The sequence below is a fragment of the Hoeflea sp. AS60 genome, assembly GCF_038900115.1.
Lineage (GTDB): Bacteria > Pseudomonadota > Alphaproteobacteria > Rhizobiales > Rhizobiaceae > Hoeflea.
The window spans coordinates 85,317-102,767 of record NZ_JBBMQP010000005.1 but is presented as its reverse complement, the minus strand read 5'-3'; the positions used below and the strand labels follow the sequence as shown (position 1 = coordinate 102,767).

Sequence of the window (17,451 nt, the reverse complement as noted above, 5' to 3'; positions counted from 1 at the left end):
CCAAGCCTTAGCCTGAAACAGGGATCAGTTCGGTTCTCATGGCATGTCAGGAGGTCAGACGGCGTCTTGAATGGGGCCGTCTTGCCTCTGGACTGTGCTGCTCGCATCATAGCAAAGCACGATCTGATTGCGCCCGCCCGACTTGGCCGCGTAGAGCGCCTTGTCCGCACGTGAAAAGACTTCGCCAAATTGCTCGTTCGGCAACGCCCTTGCCAAGCCGCCCGATAAAGTGACGGAAAATCCGCTGTTTTCCGTTTCGATCTGCATTCCCGCGATCCTGACACGGGCAATCTCGCCAAGTGCTGCGAACTCGGCAAAAGGCATGTCGTGGCAGAAGACGGTAAATTCCTCTCCGCCAATCCGGGCACACACACACCGGTCGCAGAACACTGTCGAGAGCACGTCCGCAACCCTGCTGATAACCTCATCACCGACCAGATGACCGTGTGTATCATTGACTGATTTGAACCGGTCTATGTCAAAGACCAGCATTGCCTTTTTCCGCTCACAGCGGTCGAACTGGTCGAGAAAAGCCCGCCGGTTGGCCAGCCCTGAAAGCGTGTCGGTACGGCTCAGCCGCTCGAGTTCATTGCGCGACACACCAAGATCGTGGATTGCAAATCCGATCACCAGATAGGACGTCAGGGCCAGAAAGAAGCCAAGAGCCGGGGTCAGGACTGTGGCAATGATCAACGAAGAGGCCAGGCTGTAAGGCAGCAGGCCGAACGCATCGAGGATAATGTGCGAGGCAATATCGAGGACATAGGCAAGGACCCCGATCTTGCACGCCATCACTGTCGATCTGCGCCAGACCTGTCTGTGCGAGTCAAACTCTCCGAGAGACAGTTGCCTGACTATCCAGTTGCGGGTCACACCCACCATAAAATCACTCCGGTTCAGTGGTGCGGATTTTAGGTGCGGCGCGTTAACATAATGCCTCCAATCTGCGCGACAATTGCGGGCCGAACGGCGGTTTACAGCGACATTTGGCCACCCCTCTTCCTTGCGCAACAGTGCAGATCCATGTCACCTGCATCGCCGCCACCCATTTGTCCCAACAAGATCTCGGCCAAGGAGAACCGCCATGAAACCGGAATGGAAAGCCACACCCTCGGGCAAACTGCGCGGCAAGGGGCTGGGGCTGCCGTTCGAAGGCGTAAGCGGCCCATTCAACGCCATCACCGATGTGCCTGGCGTCACGGTTGGCTATTCGACGATCGTTACAGGTGACGGCCCCTTGGTGACAGGTCAGGGTCCAGTGCGCACCGGCGTGACCGCGATCGTGCCGCGTCCACTTGCCGAAATCGATCAACCGCTGTTTGCCGGCTTCTTCAGTCTCAATGGCAATGGAGAACTGAGCGGCACTCACTATATCGAGGAGACCGGCAAGATGGCGCTGCCGATCACCATCACCAACACCCATTCCTGCGGCATAGCCCGCGATGCGACAATCCGATGGGCCGTCGAGTTTCTGGCCGAGCGCTACCATGATGATTTCGCCCTGCCGGTAGCCGCCGAAACCTATGACGGGTTTTTGAACGACATCAACGGGTTCCACGTCGAGGCCCGGCACGTTGCCCAGGCGATTGACGCGGCGCAAGGCGGAGCGATCGAGGAAGGCAGCGTCGGCGGCGGCACCGGCATGAAGTGTTTCGGCTTCAAGGCCGGCTCCGGCACATCCTCACGGCTGGTCGATTATGGTGGGGAAGCATTTACCGTCGGCGTCTTCGTACAGGCCAATTTCGGCACCCGCCGACACCTCACCGTACTTGGCTACACCATCGGCGCCGACCCGGACCTGCCGCCAATGCTGACCAACACCAAGGACACCGAGCTCAGTTCGATTATTGCCATTATCGCCACTGACGCGCCCTTCCTGCCGCACCAACTGAAGCGCCTCGCCAGGCGCGCAACCTTCGGCATCGGCAAGACCGGCGGCATGGCCACGCACGGCTCGGGCGATCTGTTCCTGGCTTTCTCGACCGCCGCATCGGATCTTGGCGCCGGCGCCATCCGCACCGTCCGCTTTGTGCCCGACGAAGACATCGATCCGTTCTTTGAGGCCGTGGTGCAGGCCACCGAAGAAGCCATCCTCAATTCCATGATCGCAAATGAAGGCATGACCGGACGGGACAGAAATTTCGTGCCGGCGCTACCGCACGAGGCAGTAAAACGGGCTTTGGGATTGACGGTTCAGAAATAGAAGTGCCGTCCGGATCAGGCCGGCTGCTCAAGCCGCAGTGGTAAGCGCGGCCGGCTTCGCATTTTCGGCTTCAATAACCTGCCCATCTGCATCGCCGAAATGGACAATCCGGTTCCGCCCACCAGTTTTGGCAGCGTAGAGCGCCTTGTCCGCGCGCGTAAAGACCAGACCGAATGTCTCACCTGGCAGCGCCCTGGCAACGCCACCCGACACGCTAACCGAGAGCTTCCTCATTTCGGAGTCGATCCTCATCGCGGCAATCCGGATACGGGCCATCTCGCATAGCTCTGCAAATTCACTGAACGACACGTCGCTGCTGAAAACGGCAAATTCCTCACCACCGATGCGGGCACACTCGCCTTGCTCTCCAAAGACTGCCGACAACGTTCGTGCGACCTCGGCAATTACCGCGTCACCAGCAGAATGGCCGTGCGTGTCATTTATTTTCTTGAAGCAATCGATGTCAAAAACTGCCAGGGTCTTGTCGCTCAAACACTCATCGAAAGTTTGCTGGAATGCCCGCCGGTTGGCCAGCCCCGAAAGCATGTCGGTGCGGCTCAGGCGCTCCAGCTCGGCGCTCGACACACCAAGGTCATGGATTGCAAGTCCGACGGCAAGATAAGCCCCGACCGCCAGAATGAACGTAATCGGCGGGGTCAGAAGCGTTGCAAGAACCAACGCAGCTCCCAGATCATAGGGCAGCAGGCCAAACCCATAGATCAGAAAATGAGCTGCCAGATTGAGAGCGTAGGCGAGCATTGAGACCTTGAGGCCAACCCAGGGCGCCTTGCGCCATACATCGCGCTCCGAGCTGAACTCCCCGAGCAACAACTGTTTGACAATCCATTTCCGGGTCGCACCGACCATAAACGCTCTCCAATTCACGAGCCACGTCTTAGGTTCCGCACGTTAAAGATGTCCTGCAAACCAGCCGTTGCGTCCCGCGGCCACCCATGAAACGGATGATTTAAACCTGAAACGAATTGCTTGGTAAATTTCGCGTAAACAGGACTGCTCGTGCGGTGTGTGAAACCGGGTGGATTACACCAACTGCCCCAGAAACTCCTGCACCACCTGACCCTGTTCGAACAGACCAAGCCGCTTGATTTCCCATTCGAGCCTGATGCCCGACGTTTCCAGCACGCGGGCGCGAACGGTTTCGCCGAGATTTTCGAGCTCATAGCCCGAAGCCGTGCCGGTGTTGATCATGAAGTTGCAATGCATCGGCGACATCTGGGCTCCGCCAACGGTCAGGCCGCGACAGCCGGCTTCGTCGATCACCTTCCAGGCCGAATGGCCTTCCGGATTCTTGAAGGTAGAACCGCCGGTCTTCTCGCGGATCGGCTGCACCGTCTCACGATGATGCTGCACGGCATCCATGTCGGCGCGGATCTGCTCCTTGGCCGCAGGAGTGCCCTCGAATATCGCGCGGGTGAAGATCAGGTCCTTCGGCGCAGACGAGTGGCGGTAGGCATAGCCCATGTCTGCGTTGGAGAGCACATGCCGCTCGCCCTTGCGGTCGAGGGCGTGCACCTCGACAACCCGCTCGCGGGTTTCAACACCATTGGCGCCGGCGTTCATTCGAAGCGCGCCACCGATGGCGCCAGGAATGCCGTGATAGAAGTGAAAGCCGCCAAGCCCGGTTTCGAGTGCCAAGGCGGCCAGATGCTTGTCGGGACAGACAGCGCCCGCAGCAAGACGTGTATCAGACACGTGCTCGGCCCGTCCGAAGCCCTTGGCCGAGAGCCGGATCACGACGCCCGGGATTCCGCCGTCGCGCACCAGGAGGTTTGAACCGATGCCGACCGGCAGCACCGGGATCTCTTCAGGCAGCGCTGCCAGAAACGTCGACAGATCGTCCTCATCAAGCGGCTGGAACAAGAGTTCCGCCGGACCGCCAGTGCGGAACCAGGTCACCTTCGACATGTCCGCATTTGGCGTCAGCCGACCCCGTATATCAGACAGTTTGCCGCTTAGAGATGCCAGCAGCTTGTCACCATCGTCCTGCAGAACCTTCATGCGCTGTCACCTGCAACCGGCTTCAGCGCATGGAGTTCCTTGGGCAACTGGTTGGCCCACTGCGTGATCGTTCCGGCGCCAAGGCAGACGACATAATCGCCCGGCTTGGCGATCTCGGCGATCAACGGAGCAAGTGCTGCAGGTACATCGATCAGACGCGCGTCACGGTGACCGCCCGCTTTCATGCTCATGACCAGATGTGCAGAATCAATACCTTCGATCGGATCTTCGCCAGCCGCATAGACCGGCGCCATGATCACCGTGTTGGCATCGTTGAAGCAGGCGGAAAAATCATCAAACAGACTTTCAAGCCGCGTGTAGCGATGCGGCTGGGCGACAGCAATCACCCGGCCCTGACAGGCGTCACGGGCAGCCGACAGTACGGCCTTGATCTCGACCGGATGGTGGCCGTAATCGTCAAACACTTCAACGCCGTTCCAGTTGCCGGTGTTGGTGAAGCGCCGCTTGACGCCGCCGAATTGCCCCAGACCTTTCTTGATCTGCTCAGGCGTCAGCCCAAGCTCGGATGCAACTGCAATTGCCGCCACCGCATTGGACACATTGTGCTTGCCCGGCATCGGCAGTCGCAGATCCTTGAGCTCGACCGTCTCGCCGGTCTTGCGGCTGTTGATCACCACGTCGAACACCGAAACCGCTCCATCCATATGGTGGTTGGAAAAGCGGACATCGGACTGCGGGTTCTCGCCATAGGTGATAACCCGGCGGTCCTCGATGCGGCTGACCAGGGCCTGGACTTCGGGATGGTCCAGGCACATCACGCCGAAGCCATAGAACGGAACATTCTCGACAAAGGAGCGGAATGCCGCGCGCACCGCGTCAAAGGTGCCGTAGTGATCAAGATGTTCGGGATCGATATTGGTGATGACGGCGATATCAGCGGGCAGCTTGAGGAACGTGCCGTCGCTCTCGTCGGCCTCCACCACCATCCACTCGCCCTCGCCCATCCGGGCATTGGTGCCGTAGGCGTTGATGATACCGCCATTGATCACGGTCGGATCAAGCCCACCGGCTTCGAGAAGCGTTGCCACCATCGAGGTAGTGGTGGTCTTGCCGTGGGTACCGCCAATGGCGATAGCATTGCGAAAACGCATCAGCTCTGCCAGCATTTCTGCCCGGCGCACCACCGGAAGCAGGCGCTCGCGCGCGGCCATCAGTTCGGGATTGGTCTTCTTGATCGCGGTCGAAACCACCACGACTTCGGCGTCACCAAGGTTTGCGGCTGAATGACCGATATGGACCTCGATGCCCTTGTCGCGCAGCCGCTGCACATTGGCGCTTTCGGACTGATCCGAACCCTGAACCTTGTAGCCGAGATTGTTCAAGACCTCGGCGATACCACTCATGCCGATGCCGCCAATGCCGATAAAATGCACCAGACCTATGGTTTGTGGCATCTTCATGCGGGCGAACTCCTAAATTGTTCCAGACTGACGCCCTCCGCAATAGCTTCTGCAAGATTGGCAAGCAAGCGCGCGGCGTCGGGTTTTCCCGTGGCCTGGGCGGCGGCTGCAGTCGCTGCGAGACCTGCCGGATCATTCATCCGGTCGGCGATCATGTCCGAGAGAAGTTGAGCGCTCAGCTCCGATTGCTTGACGACGCTGGCTCCACCCTTGGCCATCAAGGCTGCCGCGTTGGCCGCCTGATCATGGTCAAGCGCGTAGGGGTATGGCACCAGAATGGCCGAGCGGCCAATGACGGCGATTTCGGAAACGGTCGAAGCGCCGGAGCGCGAAATCACCAGATGGGCCGCGCCGATGCGCGCCGCCATGTCGGTAAAGAACGGTGACACCTCGGCCTCAACACCCATGTCTTCAAGCCGCCCCCGAACGTGCGCCTCATCCTCGGGCCGCGCCTGCTGCGTCAACGTGAGCCGCGCCCTCAGCGGATCTGGCAATAGTCCGATTGCCGACGGGATCGCGTCAGAGAAGAACTGCGCGCCCTGGCTTCCGCCAAACACCACGAGCCGGAAGGGTTCGCCCTCGAGCGAAGGAACATAGGGAATGGACGCCGCCGAAATCACTTCCGGACGCACCGGGTTGCCGGTGATCACGGTCTTGTCGGCATATCGCCCCTGGCCTTCAGGCAGGAACCCTCCGGCAATGGCTTTGACCCGCGAGGCGAGTGCCTTGTTGGCCCGGCCCATCACCGCGTTCTGCTCATGCAGCATCGTCGGCAAGCCGGCATTCGATGCTGCCAATAGCGGCGGAATGGTCGGGTAGCCGCCGAAGCCGATCACTGCGTCGGGACGGATCTTGCGGATCAGGGCACCAGCTTCCCTGACACCCTTGAACAGCGTCCAAAGCGATCTGATCACCTTGATAGGATTTCTCGAGCCGATGGTGGCCGAGCGCACGACATGGATTTCGGATGCCGGGAATTTACCCGAAAACCGCTCGGCACGGCTGTCGGTCACCAGATTCACCCGGTGCCCGCGCTCCGTCAATTCGTGCGCCAGCGCTTCAGCCGGGAACAGATGTCCGCCGGTGCCTCCGGCAGACAGAAGGAAAAGCTTGCTCTCTGTCATGGCTCTATTCCGCTGCCACGCTCGCCACCGGCCGATAGACGGCCCGCGGTTGCGCTCGGCTTTCGGGCCTGCGGCGGGTGAGCGCCAGCACAAAACCGGCGGTGATCGAGACGGCGATCATCGAGGAACCGCCGTAGGAAATCAGCGGCAATGTCATGCCCTTGGCCGGAAGCAGTTCGAGATTGACGCCGATATTGATGAACGACTGGAAGCCGATCAGCAGCGACAGGCCAGCAACCGCCAGCCGGGTAAAGTCATCCTGTTCCTGGCCGGCGCGAATGAGCCCGCGAATGACCACGAAGCCGAACAACGCCACCAGTACCATGCAGAAGATGATGCCAAATTCTTCAGCCGCAACCGAGAAGACAAAGTCGGTATGACTGTCAGGCAGAATACGCTTGATCGTGCCCTCGCCCGGTCCCTGGCCGAGCCAGTCGCCACGGATGATCGCCTCGCGTGCCGTGTCGACCTGGAAGCTGTCACCCTCGTTGAAGAGAAAGCCGTTGATACGGTCGGCCACGTGCGGGAACATGAAGTAGGCGGAGATGAAGCCGCCAATCGCAAAACTTCCCAGAAGCATGATCCAGAACCAGGACATGCCGGCCATGAAGAACATGCCGCCCCAAACGGCCGTTGTCAGCATGGTCTGACCCAGATCGGGCTGGGCCACCAGAAGGGCAGCAACAATGCCGAACAGGATGATGGCAAACAGGTTGCCCGGGATTTCAGGATGCCGCGACCGCTCGGAGAACAGCCATGCGCAGATGACCACAAAGGCAGGTTTCATGAACTCGGACGGCTGGATCGAGATCCCGAGAATAGAAACCCAGCGCCGCGACCCCTTGATCTCGACACCGAAAAACAAGGCCAGAATCATCATCAGAATGGAAGCCATCAGCAACAGCACTGCCACACGGCGCACCTGCCGCGGGCTCATGAACGACACCCCGACCATCACGATCAGGGCCGGTATCAGGAACACGCCATGTCGTTCCACGAAATGGAAACTGTCGAGCCCCAGCCGCTCGGCCACAGCCGGGCTGGCAGCAAATGACAACATCAGACCGATTCCCATCAGCCCAATGAAAACCGCCAGGAAAAGGCGGTCGATGGTCCAGAACCAGTCTGCAACCAGTCCACGTTCGACGCGGCTAACCATGACGTTCTCCACTGTTTTCAACATCGATGAGCATTTGCGTATCACTCAAGCCAGACACGAGGCTGACGAAAGCGTCGCCCCGGACCTCGAAATTGCGGTACTGATCAAAACTGGCACAGGCAGGCGACAGCAAGACCGCAGGCATCTCGGCTGAATCAGAAGCCGCATCGCGCGCAGCCGCCGTCACGGCATTGTCGAGCGTGCCCGAAATCTCGAAGGGTGCATGTGCGCCGATGCTGGCTGCAAACCCGGCAGCGGCTTCACCGATAAGATAGGCCTTGGCAATGCGCGGAAAGAATGGCTCGAGAGCGGTTATTCCGCCCTCTTTAGGCAGCCCGCCGGCAATCCAGTAAATGTGCTCGAAGCTTTGTAACGCAGGTGCTGCAGCTTCCGCATTGGTGGCCTTGGAATCGTTGACGAAGACAACGCGTCCACGCCGCGCCACAGGCTGCATCCGGTGCTTGAGGCCGGGAAAAACGGCCAGACCGGCGCGGATCTCTCCCTCGCTCAGCCCGACGGCCATACAGGCGGCAATCGCCGCAGCTGCGTTCTGGGCATTGTGGGCGCCACGCAAGGTGGCGATACCGTTCAGGTCAGCAAGATCATGAACCTCGCCACCCTTGGCCTGACGGATCATCGACCCTTCGGCAAACAGCCCATTGGTCAGCGAATGGTCCTTGGAAATCCGTTCTACCGTCCGCCCCTGGCCTTCCAGCCGGTCTGCAATGCCGCGGCACCAGTCATCATCAACGCCAATGATCGCGACATCGCTTTGCGCCACTAGCCGCTCCTTGACGTCGGCATAGTGCTGCATCGACCCGTGCCGGTCGAGGTGATCCGGCGTCAGATTGAGAAGCAAGCCGGCACTCGGGTCGAGCGAAGGCGCGAGATCAATCTGGTAGGAGGAGCACTCGACGACGTGAACACTGTCCGGCGACGGCGGCGCAAGTGTCAGTACCGCCGTGCCAATATTGCCGCCCAGCTGCGCATCTCGGCCGCTGTGCGCGATCAGGTGTGCGATCAGCGCCGTGGTGGTGGATTTGCCGTTGGTGCCGGTGATCGCGATGAACGGGCTTCCGGCCGCATGCGCCTTCCTTTCCCGTACGAAGATTTCGACATCGCCGATGATCTCGACGCCATGGCTGTTTGCCAGTTCCGCTGTCCAGTGCGGCTTCGGATGGGTCAATGGTACGCCAGGCGCAAGCACCAGCGTTTCGATTGATGCCCAGTCCAGACCGTGCAGGTCCGCAACCGGAATCCCCGCAGCACTCGCCGCTTCAACCTGAGCCGGATTGTCGTCCCATGCAGAGACGTCAGCCCCGCCCGCAGCCAGCGACTTTGCTGTGGCCAGCCCCGAGCCGCCCAGTCCGAAGAGCGCCACGCGCTTGCCGCGAAATGTAGACGCCGCGATCATCGACTACCTCAGTTTCAGTGTCGCAAGGCCGAGCATCGCCAGCCCGACCGCAATGATCCAGAACCGCACAACGACCTGGCTTTCGGTCCAGCCGAGTTTTTCAAAATGGTGATGGATTGGTGCCATCAGGAACACCCGCTTGCCGGTGAGCTTGAACGATGTCACCTGGATGATCACCGACAGCGCTTCCATGACGAACAGGCCACCGATAATAGCCATGACAATTTCGTGCTTTGTGGCAACCGCAACCGTGCCGATCAGGCCGCCCAGAGCCAGCGAGCCGGTGTCGCCCATGAAGATCGCCGCCGGCGGCGCGTTGAACCAGAGGAAGCCAAGACCCGCACCTATCACCGCGCCAAGGATAACCGCCAGTTCGCCGGTGCCGGGCACGAAATGGATCTGCAGATAATTTGCAAACACCGCGTTGCCGGCCAGATAGGCAATCGCCCCGAAAGAGGCGGCAGCGATCATCACCGGCACGATCGCCAGCCCGTCGAGCCCGTCAGTCAGGTTGACGGCATTGCCGGCCGACACGATGACGAACGCGCCAAAGGCGATGAAGAACCAGCCCAGATCCAGCAGCAGGTCCTTGAAGAACGGAAACGCGATGGAGGAGCCGAATGTTGACCCGTTGATGGTCGCCGCCGCCATCGAGGCCTGCATGATGAAAAATACCGCCAGACCGGCAATGATGAACTCGAGCCCAAGCCGGGCCTTGCCCGAAAAACCCTTGTCGGTCTGCTTGGTGACCTTGAGATAGTCATCATAAAAACCGATGGCGCCGAAACCGAGCGTCACCAGAAGCGTCGTCACCACGTAGACGCTCGACAGATCGGCCCACAACAGAGACGAGCCGACGATGCCTGCAAGGATCATCAGCCCGCCCATGGTCGGCGTTCCTGCTTTCAGGAAATGGGTTTGCGGTCCGTCCGCACGGATCGGCTGTCCACGGCCCTGCCGCACCTTCAGCGAGGCGATGATTCGAGGTCCGAACAGAAACACGATCAGCGCCGCGGTAAACATCGAGGCGCCGGTCCGGAAGGTGATGTACCTGAAAAGATTGAAAAACTGGACCTTGTCCGCGAGATCCACCAACCAGATGAGCATGAGTTCGGTCCCCGATCCCTTTAATCTTGTGTGCTGCTGTCAGGCAGCGCCGGATACTTGTCAAGCAACGCCTTGACGATCCGGCCAAAGCCGATGCCCAGTGAAGACTTGACCATAACAACATCGCCATCTCTCAGAACTGTCTTGAGATGGTCGGCAAGTTCGCTGGCTTCTTCACAATAGACAGTTTCGATGTTTGTTCCCAATTCATCACGCAGGGCCCGCATTTCCGGACCAGCCAGACAGACCAGATCGGCACCGGCTTCCCCCACCGGCCCTGCCAGATCACGGTGCACCTGCTCCGAGAAGCGGCCCATTTCCAGCATGTCGCCGAGCACCGCGATCCGGCGCCCCCTGAGCCGCACCGGCGTATCACGCAACAACTCGAGTGCGGCACGCATCGAGGCAGGATTGGCATTGTAGCTTTCATCGATCAGGATGAAGCTGCCGCCATCAATCTTGAGCGTGTGCCGGGCGCCACGGCCTTTTTCAGCCGAAAGCCCGGCGAGCGCATGAGTGGCCTTGGCAAGGTTCGCGCCGGCAAGCTGCACGGCTCCCAGCACGGCAAGCGCGTTCTGAATCTGATGACGTCCCGGCGCACCGATCTTGACCGCGACTTCATCCTGACCGATCCGGGCTGTGATGGTCGAGCAGTCCGGCAAGAGCTTGAATTTGAGCAGGCGATAGTCGGCCTTGGCATTTTCACCAAAGCTATGCAGATTGCTGACGCCGATGTCTCCAGCGCGTTTTTTCAGCCAGGCATATTTCTCGTTATCGCGGTTGAGAAGCAGGTGGCCGCCCTCGACGAGGCCTTCCATGATCTCGGATTTTGCAGCTGCAATTTCCGTCAGGTTCTTGAAATTGCCCATGTGCGCTGCGGCGACCGTGGTGATGATCGCGATATGCGGTTTCACCATCTTGACCAGGGGGCGGATCTCGTCGGGATGGTTCATGCCGATCTCGAACACGCCATAGGCAGCGCTTGCCGGCATCCGCGCCAGCGTCAGCGGCACACCCCAATGATTGTTGAACGATGCTGCTGACGCATGTACCTCGCCACTCGGCTCAAGCACCTGACGCAGCATTTCCTTGCTCGAGGTTTTGCCCACCGAGCCAGTCACTGCAATGATCTTGGCGTCCGTCCGCGCCCGTGACGCGCGTCCGAGGTCCTCAAGTGCAGCCAGCACGTCGTTGACGACGATCATCGGCGCCGTGACGCGGCCCAGCGCAGGCAATTTCGACTCCGCCACCACCAGCAGGCTTGCCCCGTTGGCAACAGCAACGCTGGCAAAATCATGGCCGTCAAACCGGTCGCCCTTGATCGCGAAGAAGGCGTCGCCTTCGCCGACTGTGCGGCTGTCGATGGAGATGCCGGTGACGCCGTCCGGGATAGTGCCGACCGGACGCCCGTCCATGGCTTCGATCATGTCTTTTGAGGTCCAGAGCAGGCTCATGTCTTGAGGTCCTCCAGTGCCTTGCGAATTTCGGTGTGATCGGAGAACGGCAGCACCTTGTCGCCCACCGTCTGTCCCTCTTCGTGCCCCTTGCCCGCGACAATCAGCGTATCACCGGCTTTGAGCATTCCGACCGCTTGCCTGATCGCATCGGCCCGGTCGCCGATCTCGGTCGCCTGGGTTGCTGCGGTCATGATTTCCGCGCGGATCGCAGCGGGATCTTCCGAGCGCGGATTGTCATCGGTGACGATCACAACATCGGCAAGCCGCGTTGCGATTTCCCCCATGATCGGACGTTTGCCGCGATCCCGGTCACCGCCGCAGCCGAACACGACTATCACCCGACCGGTGGTAAACGGTCGCACTGCATCGAGCACGTTTTCAAGCGCTTCGGGCTTGTGGGCATAGTCAACATAGGCAGGCGCGCCATCGGGTGTCGAGCCAATCAGCTCGAGCCGGCCAGATGCGCCGACGAGATGCTCAAGTGCCGCCATTGCATGATCTGCCGAGGTGCCGCTGGCAATCGCCATGCCGGCTGCCACAAGCGCGTTTGAAACCTGGAAATCTCCGGCCAGCGGCAGATGCACCTCGAAGATCCGTCCATCCATGTGGACCTCCGCAATCTGCTTGTCGCGCAGATGCTCGACCCGCTTGAGGCAAAGAAAGCCGCCCTTGCGGCCAACAGTCAGCACCCGAGCTCCGGCACGCTCGGCCACTTCGACAGCCCGTTCGGACCACGGATCATCGGCAAATATCACCGCCGGCGCACCCTTTGGCAGAAGCGCATCGAACAGTCGCATCTTGGCCGCCATGTAGTCTTCCATGGTCGGGTGATAGTCCATGTGGTCGCGGCCCAGATTGGTAAAGCCTGCAACGCTGAGCGCCACACCATCAAGCCGCCGCTGATCAAGTCCATGGCTGGACGCTTCCATAGCAGCATGGGTCACGCCCTCGCTGGCAAGATCAGCCAGCAGTCTGTGCAGCGCTACCGGATCCGGCGTCGTCAGCGTGCCGTATTCGACGCGTCCCGGCGCTACGACCCCGGTCGTGCCAAGCATAGCCGCCTGCTCTCCGGAATGGGCCCAGATTTGCCGCAAAAACGAAGCAACAGAGGTCTTGCCAGCTGTTCCCGTGACCGCCGCCGTGACCCGTGGCTGTGGTCCGAAGAATGCTGCCGCCATTCGCGCCAGCGCCTGTCTGGGGTCATCTGCCCGCAAAACCGGAATTGCAATCTCGGACAGATCGGCATCATGACTGGCGACAATGGCGATAGCGCCGCTGGTGGCGGCCTGTGCGGCAAACCGCGCTCCATCGGTCTTCACGCCAGCAAGAGCGAAGAACAGATTTCCTGGCTCGACCACCCGGCTGTCGGCAGTCAGCCCGGTAACGGGAAGGTCCATAGCGGCTGAATTCGGAGCGTTAATGGATCCAGTTGTCAGGGAGGCGATCAACGTGGACAGTTTCATGAAATGCTCTGGTCTTTCGTTGCTGTGGCAAAAGGCGATTCACTTAATATCAGTGATGCCCTGCCCGCCAGTTGTGTTTTCAGTATGACAGCGACATCGCTTGCATGTCGTTTCCAAAACGCGGTTTGACCCCGAGGAAGCCCGCCGACCGGCCAATGATGGCGCTGACGGTGGGGGCAGCATTCAAACCGGCTGTTGCCGAGTGTTGCCCCTCTTCGGGCTTCGGTTCGTCAATAACCACCAGTACCACATAGTCGGGGTTATCGATGGGGAAAGCCGAAAGGAAGGCGTTGAAACGAACCGCCGACGAATAGCGCCCGTTGACCACTTTTTCCGCAGTACCGGTCTTGCCCCCGACATGGAAGCCTTCGACTTCGGCGCGCCGTCCCGAGCCTTTGGCGACATTCATCTCCATCAGGTAGCGCATACCATCGCTGGTCGACGGCTTGATCACCTGAACGGCAACCTTGTCCGCCGCCTCAGCTGTGCGTGGAAGAAAGGTCGGCTCGATCAGCTTGCCGCCGTTCATCAGCGCAGCCGCAGCCACCGCTGTCTGCAACGGCGTCGTTGAAACGCCGTGGCCAAAAGAAATGGTGATCGAATTGATCTTCTTCCATTCCGAAGGCTGGTGCGGCATCGCCACCTCCGGCAACTCCGTTTCCATCCGGGTCAGCAGCCCCAGGCGGGTGAGGAATTCCCTGTGTCCATCAATGCCGACAAGATCGGCCATCCGGGCAGTGCCGATGTTGGAGGAATAGATGAAGATTTCGGGCACGCTCAGCACGCGGTTCTTGCCGTGAAAATCCCTGATGGTGAAACCGCCGATGCGGATCGAACCGCGCGCGTCGAACGAATCCGACATCTTCACCAGGCCTGAATCAAGCGCCATCGCCGTGGTGAAGGCCTTGAAGGTGGAGCCCATTTCATAGGTGCCTGCCGACATGCGGTTGAGCCGGTCCTTCTGCAGCGCTTCCACCGGATTGTTCGGATCGTAGTCCGGCAGTGACGACATGCCAATGACTTCGCCAGTATGGACATTGAGCACCACGCCGGCAGCGGCGATTGCCTTGTATCGGTCCATCGCTGCGGCAAGCTCGTCGCGCAGCACGTGCTGGACCCGCAGATCGAGCGACAACCGCACCGGTTTCATGTCCTCATTGACCGTCAGACCCGCCGCCGCCAGATCGCCGAGCCCTTGCCCGTCGACGTATTTCTCCATCCCGGCGATGCCCTTGTTGTCGATGTTGACGTGACCGACAACATGCGAGGCCGTCGGCCCGCCGGGGTAAAAACGCCGCGTTTCAGGCCGGAACCCGATGCCCGGAATGCCAAGCGAAAGGATCTGGCTTTGCTGCTTGGGGGTGAGCTGGCGCCTCAGCCACTGGAACCGGGAATTGGAAGACAGCTTGCGGTGAATGCCGCGCATGTCGAGATCGGGCAGAACGGTGGCGAGCAGTTCGACCGCCTCATCCGGATCGACAATTTTGTTGGGCTCGGCAAACAGAGACACAGTGCGAATGTCGGTGGCGAGCACTTCGCCATTGCGGTCGAGCAGGTCGGGCCGCGAGATCAGCAACTGGTCAGCGCGAGCAATCGAGGAGACCGTCTCGGGCGAGCGCAAACCGTATTGCACCAGTCGCCCTCCGATCACCGCGTAAAACACCCCGAAGCAGGCGATGGCGATAATGATGCGGTTCTTGGCCTGCGCGCCTTGCGCCTTGCGCACGCCCTCGAATTCGAACTGTGTGCGGCCGCGGCCGTCGGCAGCGTTGCCTGCTGGCCTGAGCCCGGAAAGGATGGTCCGAAGTTTTGTCATTGTTGCACAGACCCCGTCGTCAATTCCGCATCGGTTGCGCCATCCGCCACTTGCGGCTCAAAGTCGCTGGCCCGTCCGGGTAACTCGTCCGGCTGAGCCATTTGTTCAGGCGTGATAGGTTTAAGTCCAAGTTCAGCCTCGAAGGCTGTCGACAGACGCTGCAGCCTCGAGGGCTGGTTAAGCAGGCTCCAGTCGGCCTCAAGCAGATCGATGGTTTCTTCCTGCAGCTTGATCTCTGCCTGAAGCGCCTGAACCTGGGACAGCTTCTCTTCCGCTCCGTGCTTGATCTGGTAGGTGAGAGTGGCGGCGGCGATCATCGCGCCGACAAGCACCAGGTCGAGAGTTCGCAACATGGCTCAGCCTCCGAGTGCCGCAAGCGCGGCCAGGTTGGGGACAGGAAGGATATCGGCGTCGGCTTTGCCGGCAGGTGCAGAGGTGCGCAGACCAGCGCGCAATTTGGCTGACCGGGAGCGCGGATTGATCGCGCATTCATCATCGCCCGCCGTCACCGGCTGCTTGCCGATCAGCGTGAACGTGGATTGCTTTTCGACCACCATCGGCAGATGGCGCGAGCCGGACGCCTTGCCGGCGCGGTCCTGAAAGAAGCGTTTGACGATGCGGTCTTCGAGCGAATGGAAGCTGACCACCACCAGCCGCCCGCCGGGCTTGAGCGCTTTTTCTGCGGCAAACAGCGTGTCCGCCAGTTCGCCAAGCTCGTCATTGACGTAGGTCCGAAGCGCCTGGAACACCCGCGTCGCCGGATGGATCTTGTCCTGTGGCCGCCGCGGCGAAACCTTCTCGATCAGGCCCGCGAGCTGCCGCGTGGTCTCGAACGGCGCCTTCTGCCGCTCGGACTCAACCGCCCGCGCGATCCGCCCGGCATGACGCTCTTCACCCAGGATCCCGAAGATCCGGATCATGTCAGACACCTTGGCGCGGTTGACCACATCGGCGGCACTCACCCCCGATTGGCCCATCCGCATGTCGAGCGGCCCGTTGCGCATGAAGGAGAAACCGCGCTCCGCCTCGTCGATCTGCATCGAGGAAACGCCGATATCGAGCACCACCCCGTCAAGGCTGGCGTCCTCGACATGATCGAGAAGCTCGGAGAACTTGGCATGAATGAGATTGAGCTTGCCGCCCGAGGCATCAACCATGGCGGCACCAGCAGCAATCGCGTCCGGGTCGCGGTCAAAGGCAATCACTTGCGCGCCGGCCTCAAGAATGGCAGCCGTATAACCGCCAGCGCCAAAGGTGCCGTCGACGATGGTCTCGCCGGGTGCCGGCGCAAGGGCTGCCAGAACCTCCTGGAGAAGAACCGGAATGTGGCGGACAGGTCCGCCTTGGACGTCAGTTTCACCGTCGCCCATGTCCGCCGCCATTCCGTTTCTCCATCCGTTGCGGACGGTCAGGAAATGGCCGTCCGTTCTTTCCGGGCCCGCGACTGCATTTCCTCGAATGCTGCCGGTTCCCAGAGCTGAAAATGATCCCCCCGCCCCGCAAACGTCACCCGATCGGTGATGCCCGTGAAATCGCGGATGAAATCCGTCACCAGAAGCCGACCCTCGCCGTCGAGCTTCATGAACACACCGCCGCCATGAATAAGCAGCGACATCTTGTTGGCTTCCGCCGAGAACGGATCCTGCGATCCGATCATCCGCTCGAAGCGTTCGAGCACTTCCGGACCAGCCATCGAGACCGCCGGAAACACGAAATCCTGCCACGCGTAGAGCTCTTCGACCGCCGAGCGCGCCAGCACAGCACGGAACATCGATGGAACGGAAACCCGCCCCTTCGCGTCGATCCTGTTTGTCGCATTCGACAGGAACCGGTTCATGACTCTGTACCGCCGCTTCCGCTATCTGGCCCCACTCCATCGATCCCCCGGTTTTGCACCGTTTGTCCGCAAACAGGACTTCAAAGGCGGCGAAAACCGCCTGCGCGGTCCCCGCCTGGAACCACAGTCCTGATTTGGATGAAACGGCGGATATCCGCCTGCTGATCTTGGGCTTTTGGGATAACATGGGCCACCATGGGCGTCAATGGGAACCACCCCCATCAGGCGCACGCGTTTGACCCATTAATATCCTGTCAATATTAACGAATGGTTAGGAATGATGGACGGAGTGTGAATGGGCGTCCCGGGGTCGACCCAAAGAGATAATGGCGCGCAAAATGCCATGATATTCATTCTCAACGGTGGGTAGTCATCGAGGCGTCGCTGTCCACTTGAGGGAAGCTGACTGCCATCCTGATAAGCACCCCTTG

At 60.4% G+C, this 17,451-nt stretch carries 15 protein-coding genes; 1 reads left to right on the top strand and 14 read right to left on the bottom strand.

Annotated elements, in window-relative coordinates; translation table 11 throughout:
* Positions 1-54: 54 nt before the first annotated feature.
* Entirely contained in the window at positions 55-882 is an 828-nt protein-coding gene (locus WNZ14_RS21745) for a GGDEF domain-containing protein (RefSeq protein ID WP_342870788.1), read from the bottom strand.
* 202 nt (positions 883-1,084) lie between these two features.
* On the opposite strand from WNZ14_RS21745, the gene WNZ14_RS21740 reads away from it, so the two are divergent.
* Positions 1,085-2,203 (top strand): P1 family peptidase, encoded by a 1,119-nt coding sequence (locus WNZ14_RS21740; protein WP_342870787.1) that lies wholly within the window; start codon positions 1,085-1,087, stop codon positions 2,201-2,203.
* 27 nt (positions 2,204-2,230) lie between these two features.
* On the opposite strand, the gene WNZ14_RS21735 is transcribed toward WNZ14_RS21740, so the two are convergent.
* The 13 genes from WNZ14_RS21735 to mraZ form a co-directional block, all read right to left on the bottom strand.
* Positions 2,231-3,070 (bottom strand): GGDEF domain-containing protein, encoded by an 840-nt coding sequence (locus WNZ14_RS21735; protein WP_342870786.1) that lies wholly within the window; start codon positions 3,068-3,070, stop codon positions 2,231-2,233.
* Between the two features lie 174 nt (positions 3,071-3,244).
* On the bottom strand, positions 3,245-4,213 hold the full coding sequence (gene murB, locus WNZ14_RS21730) for a UDP-N-acetylmuramate dehydrogenase (protein WP_342870824.1): 969 nt from the start codon (positions 4,211-4,213) through the stop codon (positions 3,245-3,247).
* Positions 4,214-4,218: 5 nt separating this feature from the next.
* Positions 4,219-5,643: a UDP-N-acetylmuramate--L-alanine ligase gene (gene murC / locus WNZ14_RS21725; protein ID WP_342870785.1), complete on the bottom strand. Its 1,425-nt coding sequence runs from the start codon at positions 5,641-5,643 to the stop codon at positions 4,219-4,221.
* Entirely contained in the window at positions 5,640-6,767 is a 1,128-nt protein-coding gene (gene murG, locus WNZ14_RS21720; protein ID WP_342870784.1) for an undecaprenyldiphospho-muramoylpentapeptide beta-N-acetylglucosaminyltransferase, read from the bottom strand. Before murG ends, murC begins: the two co-directional genes overlap by 4 nt.
* 4 nt (positions 6,768-6,771) lie before the next feature.
* Positions 6,772-7,926 carry a putative lipid II flippase FtsW gene (gene ftsW / locus WNZ14_RS21715; protein WP_342870783.1) on the bottom strand — a complete coding sequence of 385 codons (1,155 nt, stop codon included), beginning with the start codon at positions 7,924-7,926 and terminating at the stop codon, positions 6,772-6,774.
* Positions 7,919-9,340: a UDP-N-acetylmuramoyl-L-alanine--D-glutamate ligase gene (gene murD, locus WNZ14_RS21710; RefSeq protein WP_342870782.1), complete on the bottom strand. Its 1,422-nt coding sequence runs from the start codon at positions 9,338-9,340 to the stop codon at positions 7,919-7,921. Before murD ends, ftsW begins: the two co-directional genes overlap by 8 nt.
* Before the next feature lie 3 nt (positions 9,341-9,343).
* A complete protein-coding gene (gene mraY / locus WNZ14_RS21705; RefSeq protein WP_342870781.1) occupies positions 9,344-10,447 on the bottom strand; it encodes a phospho-N-acetylmuramoyl-pentapeptide-transferase in 1,104 nt (367 codons plus the stop codon).
* Between the two features lie 20 nt (positions 10,448-10,467).
* Positions 10,468-11,901, bottom strand: coding sequence for a UDP-N-acetylmuramoylalanyl-D-glutamyl-2,6-diaminopimelate--D-alanyl-D-alanine ligase (locus WNZ14_RS21700; protein ID WP_342870780.1), 1,434 nt, complete (start codon positions 11,899-11,901; stop codon positions 10,468-10,470).
* On the bottom strand, positions 11,898-13,301 hold the full coding sequence (locus WNZ14_RS21695) for a UDP-N-acetylmuramoyl-L-alanyl-D-glutamate--2,6-diaminopimelate ligase (protein ID WP_342870823.1): 1,404 nt from the start codon (positions 13,299-13,301) through the stop codon (positions 11,898-11,900). The genes WNZ14_RS21700 and WNZ14_RS21695 overlap by 4 nt, the downstream gene beginning before the upstream one ends.
* Positions 13,302-13,446: 145 nt before the next feature.
* On the bottom strand, positions 13,447-15,183 hold the full coding sequence (locus WNZ14_RS21690; RefSeq protein WP_342870779.1) for a penicillin-binding protein 2: 1,737 nt from the start codon (positions 15,181-15,183) through the stop codon (positions 13,447-13,449).
* Positions 15,180-15,536 carry a hypothetical protein gene (locus WNZ14_RS21685; RefSeq protein WP_342870778.1) on the bottom strand — a complete coding sequence of 119 codons (357 nt, stop codon included), beginning with the start codon at positions 15,534-15,536 and terminating at the stop codon, positions 15,180-15,182. The genes WNZ14_RS21690 and WNZ14_RS21685 overlap by 4 nt, the downstream gene beginning before the upstream one ends.
* Before the next feature lie 3 nt (positions 15,537-15,539).
* Entirely contained in the window at positions 15,540-16,565 is a 1,026-nt protein-coding gene (gene rsmH, locus WNZ14_RS21680) for a 16S rRNA (cytosine(1402)-N(4))-methyltransferase RsmH (RefSeq protein WP_342870777.1), read from the bottom strand.
* A 26-nt stretch (positions 16,566-16,591) separates the two neighbouring features.
* Positions 16,592-17,020, bottom strand: coding sequence for a division/cell wall cluster transcriptional repressor MraZ (gene mraZ / locus WNZ14_RS21675; protein WP_342870776.1), 429 nt, complete (start codon positions 17,018-17,020; stop codon positions 16,592-16,594).
* Positions 17,021-17,451: the final 431 nt, after the last annotated feature.

Coding starts and splice junctions, on each gene's coding strand:
- WNZ14_RS21745 (WP_342870788.1), bottom strand. CDS start 882: ATGGTGGGTGTGACCCGCAACTGGATAGTCAGGCAACTGTCTCTCGGA.
- WNZ14_RS21740 (WP_342870787.1), top strand. CDS start 1,085: ATGAAACCGGAATGGAAAGCCACACCCTCGGGCAAACTGCGCGGCAAG.
- WNZ14_RS21735 (WP_342870786.1), bottom strand. CDS start 3,070: ATGGTCGGTGCGACCCGGAAATGGATTGTCAAACAGTTGTTGCTCGGG.
- murC (WP_342870785.1), bottom strand. CDS start 5,643: ATGAAGATGCCACAAACCATAGGTCTGGTGCATTTTATCGGCATTGGC.
- murG (WP_342870784.1), bottom strand. CDS start 6,767: ATGACAGAGAGCAAGCTTTTCCTTCTGTCTGCCGGAGGCACCGGCGGA.
- ftsW (WP_342870783.1), bottom strand. CDS start 7,926: ATGGTTAGCCGCGTCGAACGTGGACTGGTTGCAGACTGGTTCTGGACC.
- murD (WP_342870782.1), bottom strand. CDS start 9,340: ATGATCGCGGCGTCTACATTTCGCGGCAAGCGCGTGGCGCTCTTCGGA.
- mraY (WP_342870781.1), bottom strand. CDS start 10,447: ATGCTCATCTGGTTGGTGGATCTCGCGGACAAGGTCCAGTTTTTCAAT.
- WNZ14_RS21700 (WP_342870780.1), bottom strand. CDS start 11,901: ATGAGCCTGCTCTGGACCTCAAAAGACATGATCGAAGCCATGGACGGG.
- WNZ14_RS21695 (WP_342870823.1), bottom strand. CDS start 13,301: ATGGACCTTCCCGTTACCGGGCTGACTGCCGACAGCCGGGTGGTCGAG.
- WNZ14_RS21690 (WP_342870779.1), bottom strand. CDS start 15,183: ATGACAAAACTTCGGACCATCCTTTCCGGGCTCAGGCCAGCAGGCAAC.
- WNZ14_RS21685 (WP_342870778.1), bottom strand. CDS start 15,536: ATGTTGCGAACTCTCGACCTGGTGCTTGTCGGCGCGATGATCGCCGCC.
- rsmH (WP_342870777.1), bottom strand. CDS start 16,565: ATGGCGGCGGACATGGGCGACGGTGAAACTGACGTCCAAGGCGGACCT.
- mraZ (WP_342870776.1), bottom strand. CDS start 17,020: ATGAACCGGTTCCTGTCGAATGCGACAAACAGGATCGACGCGAAGGGG.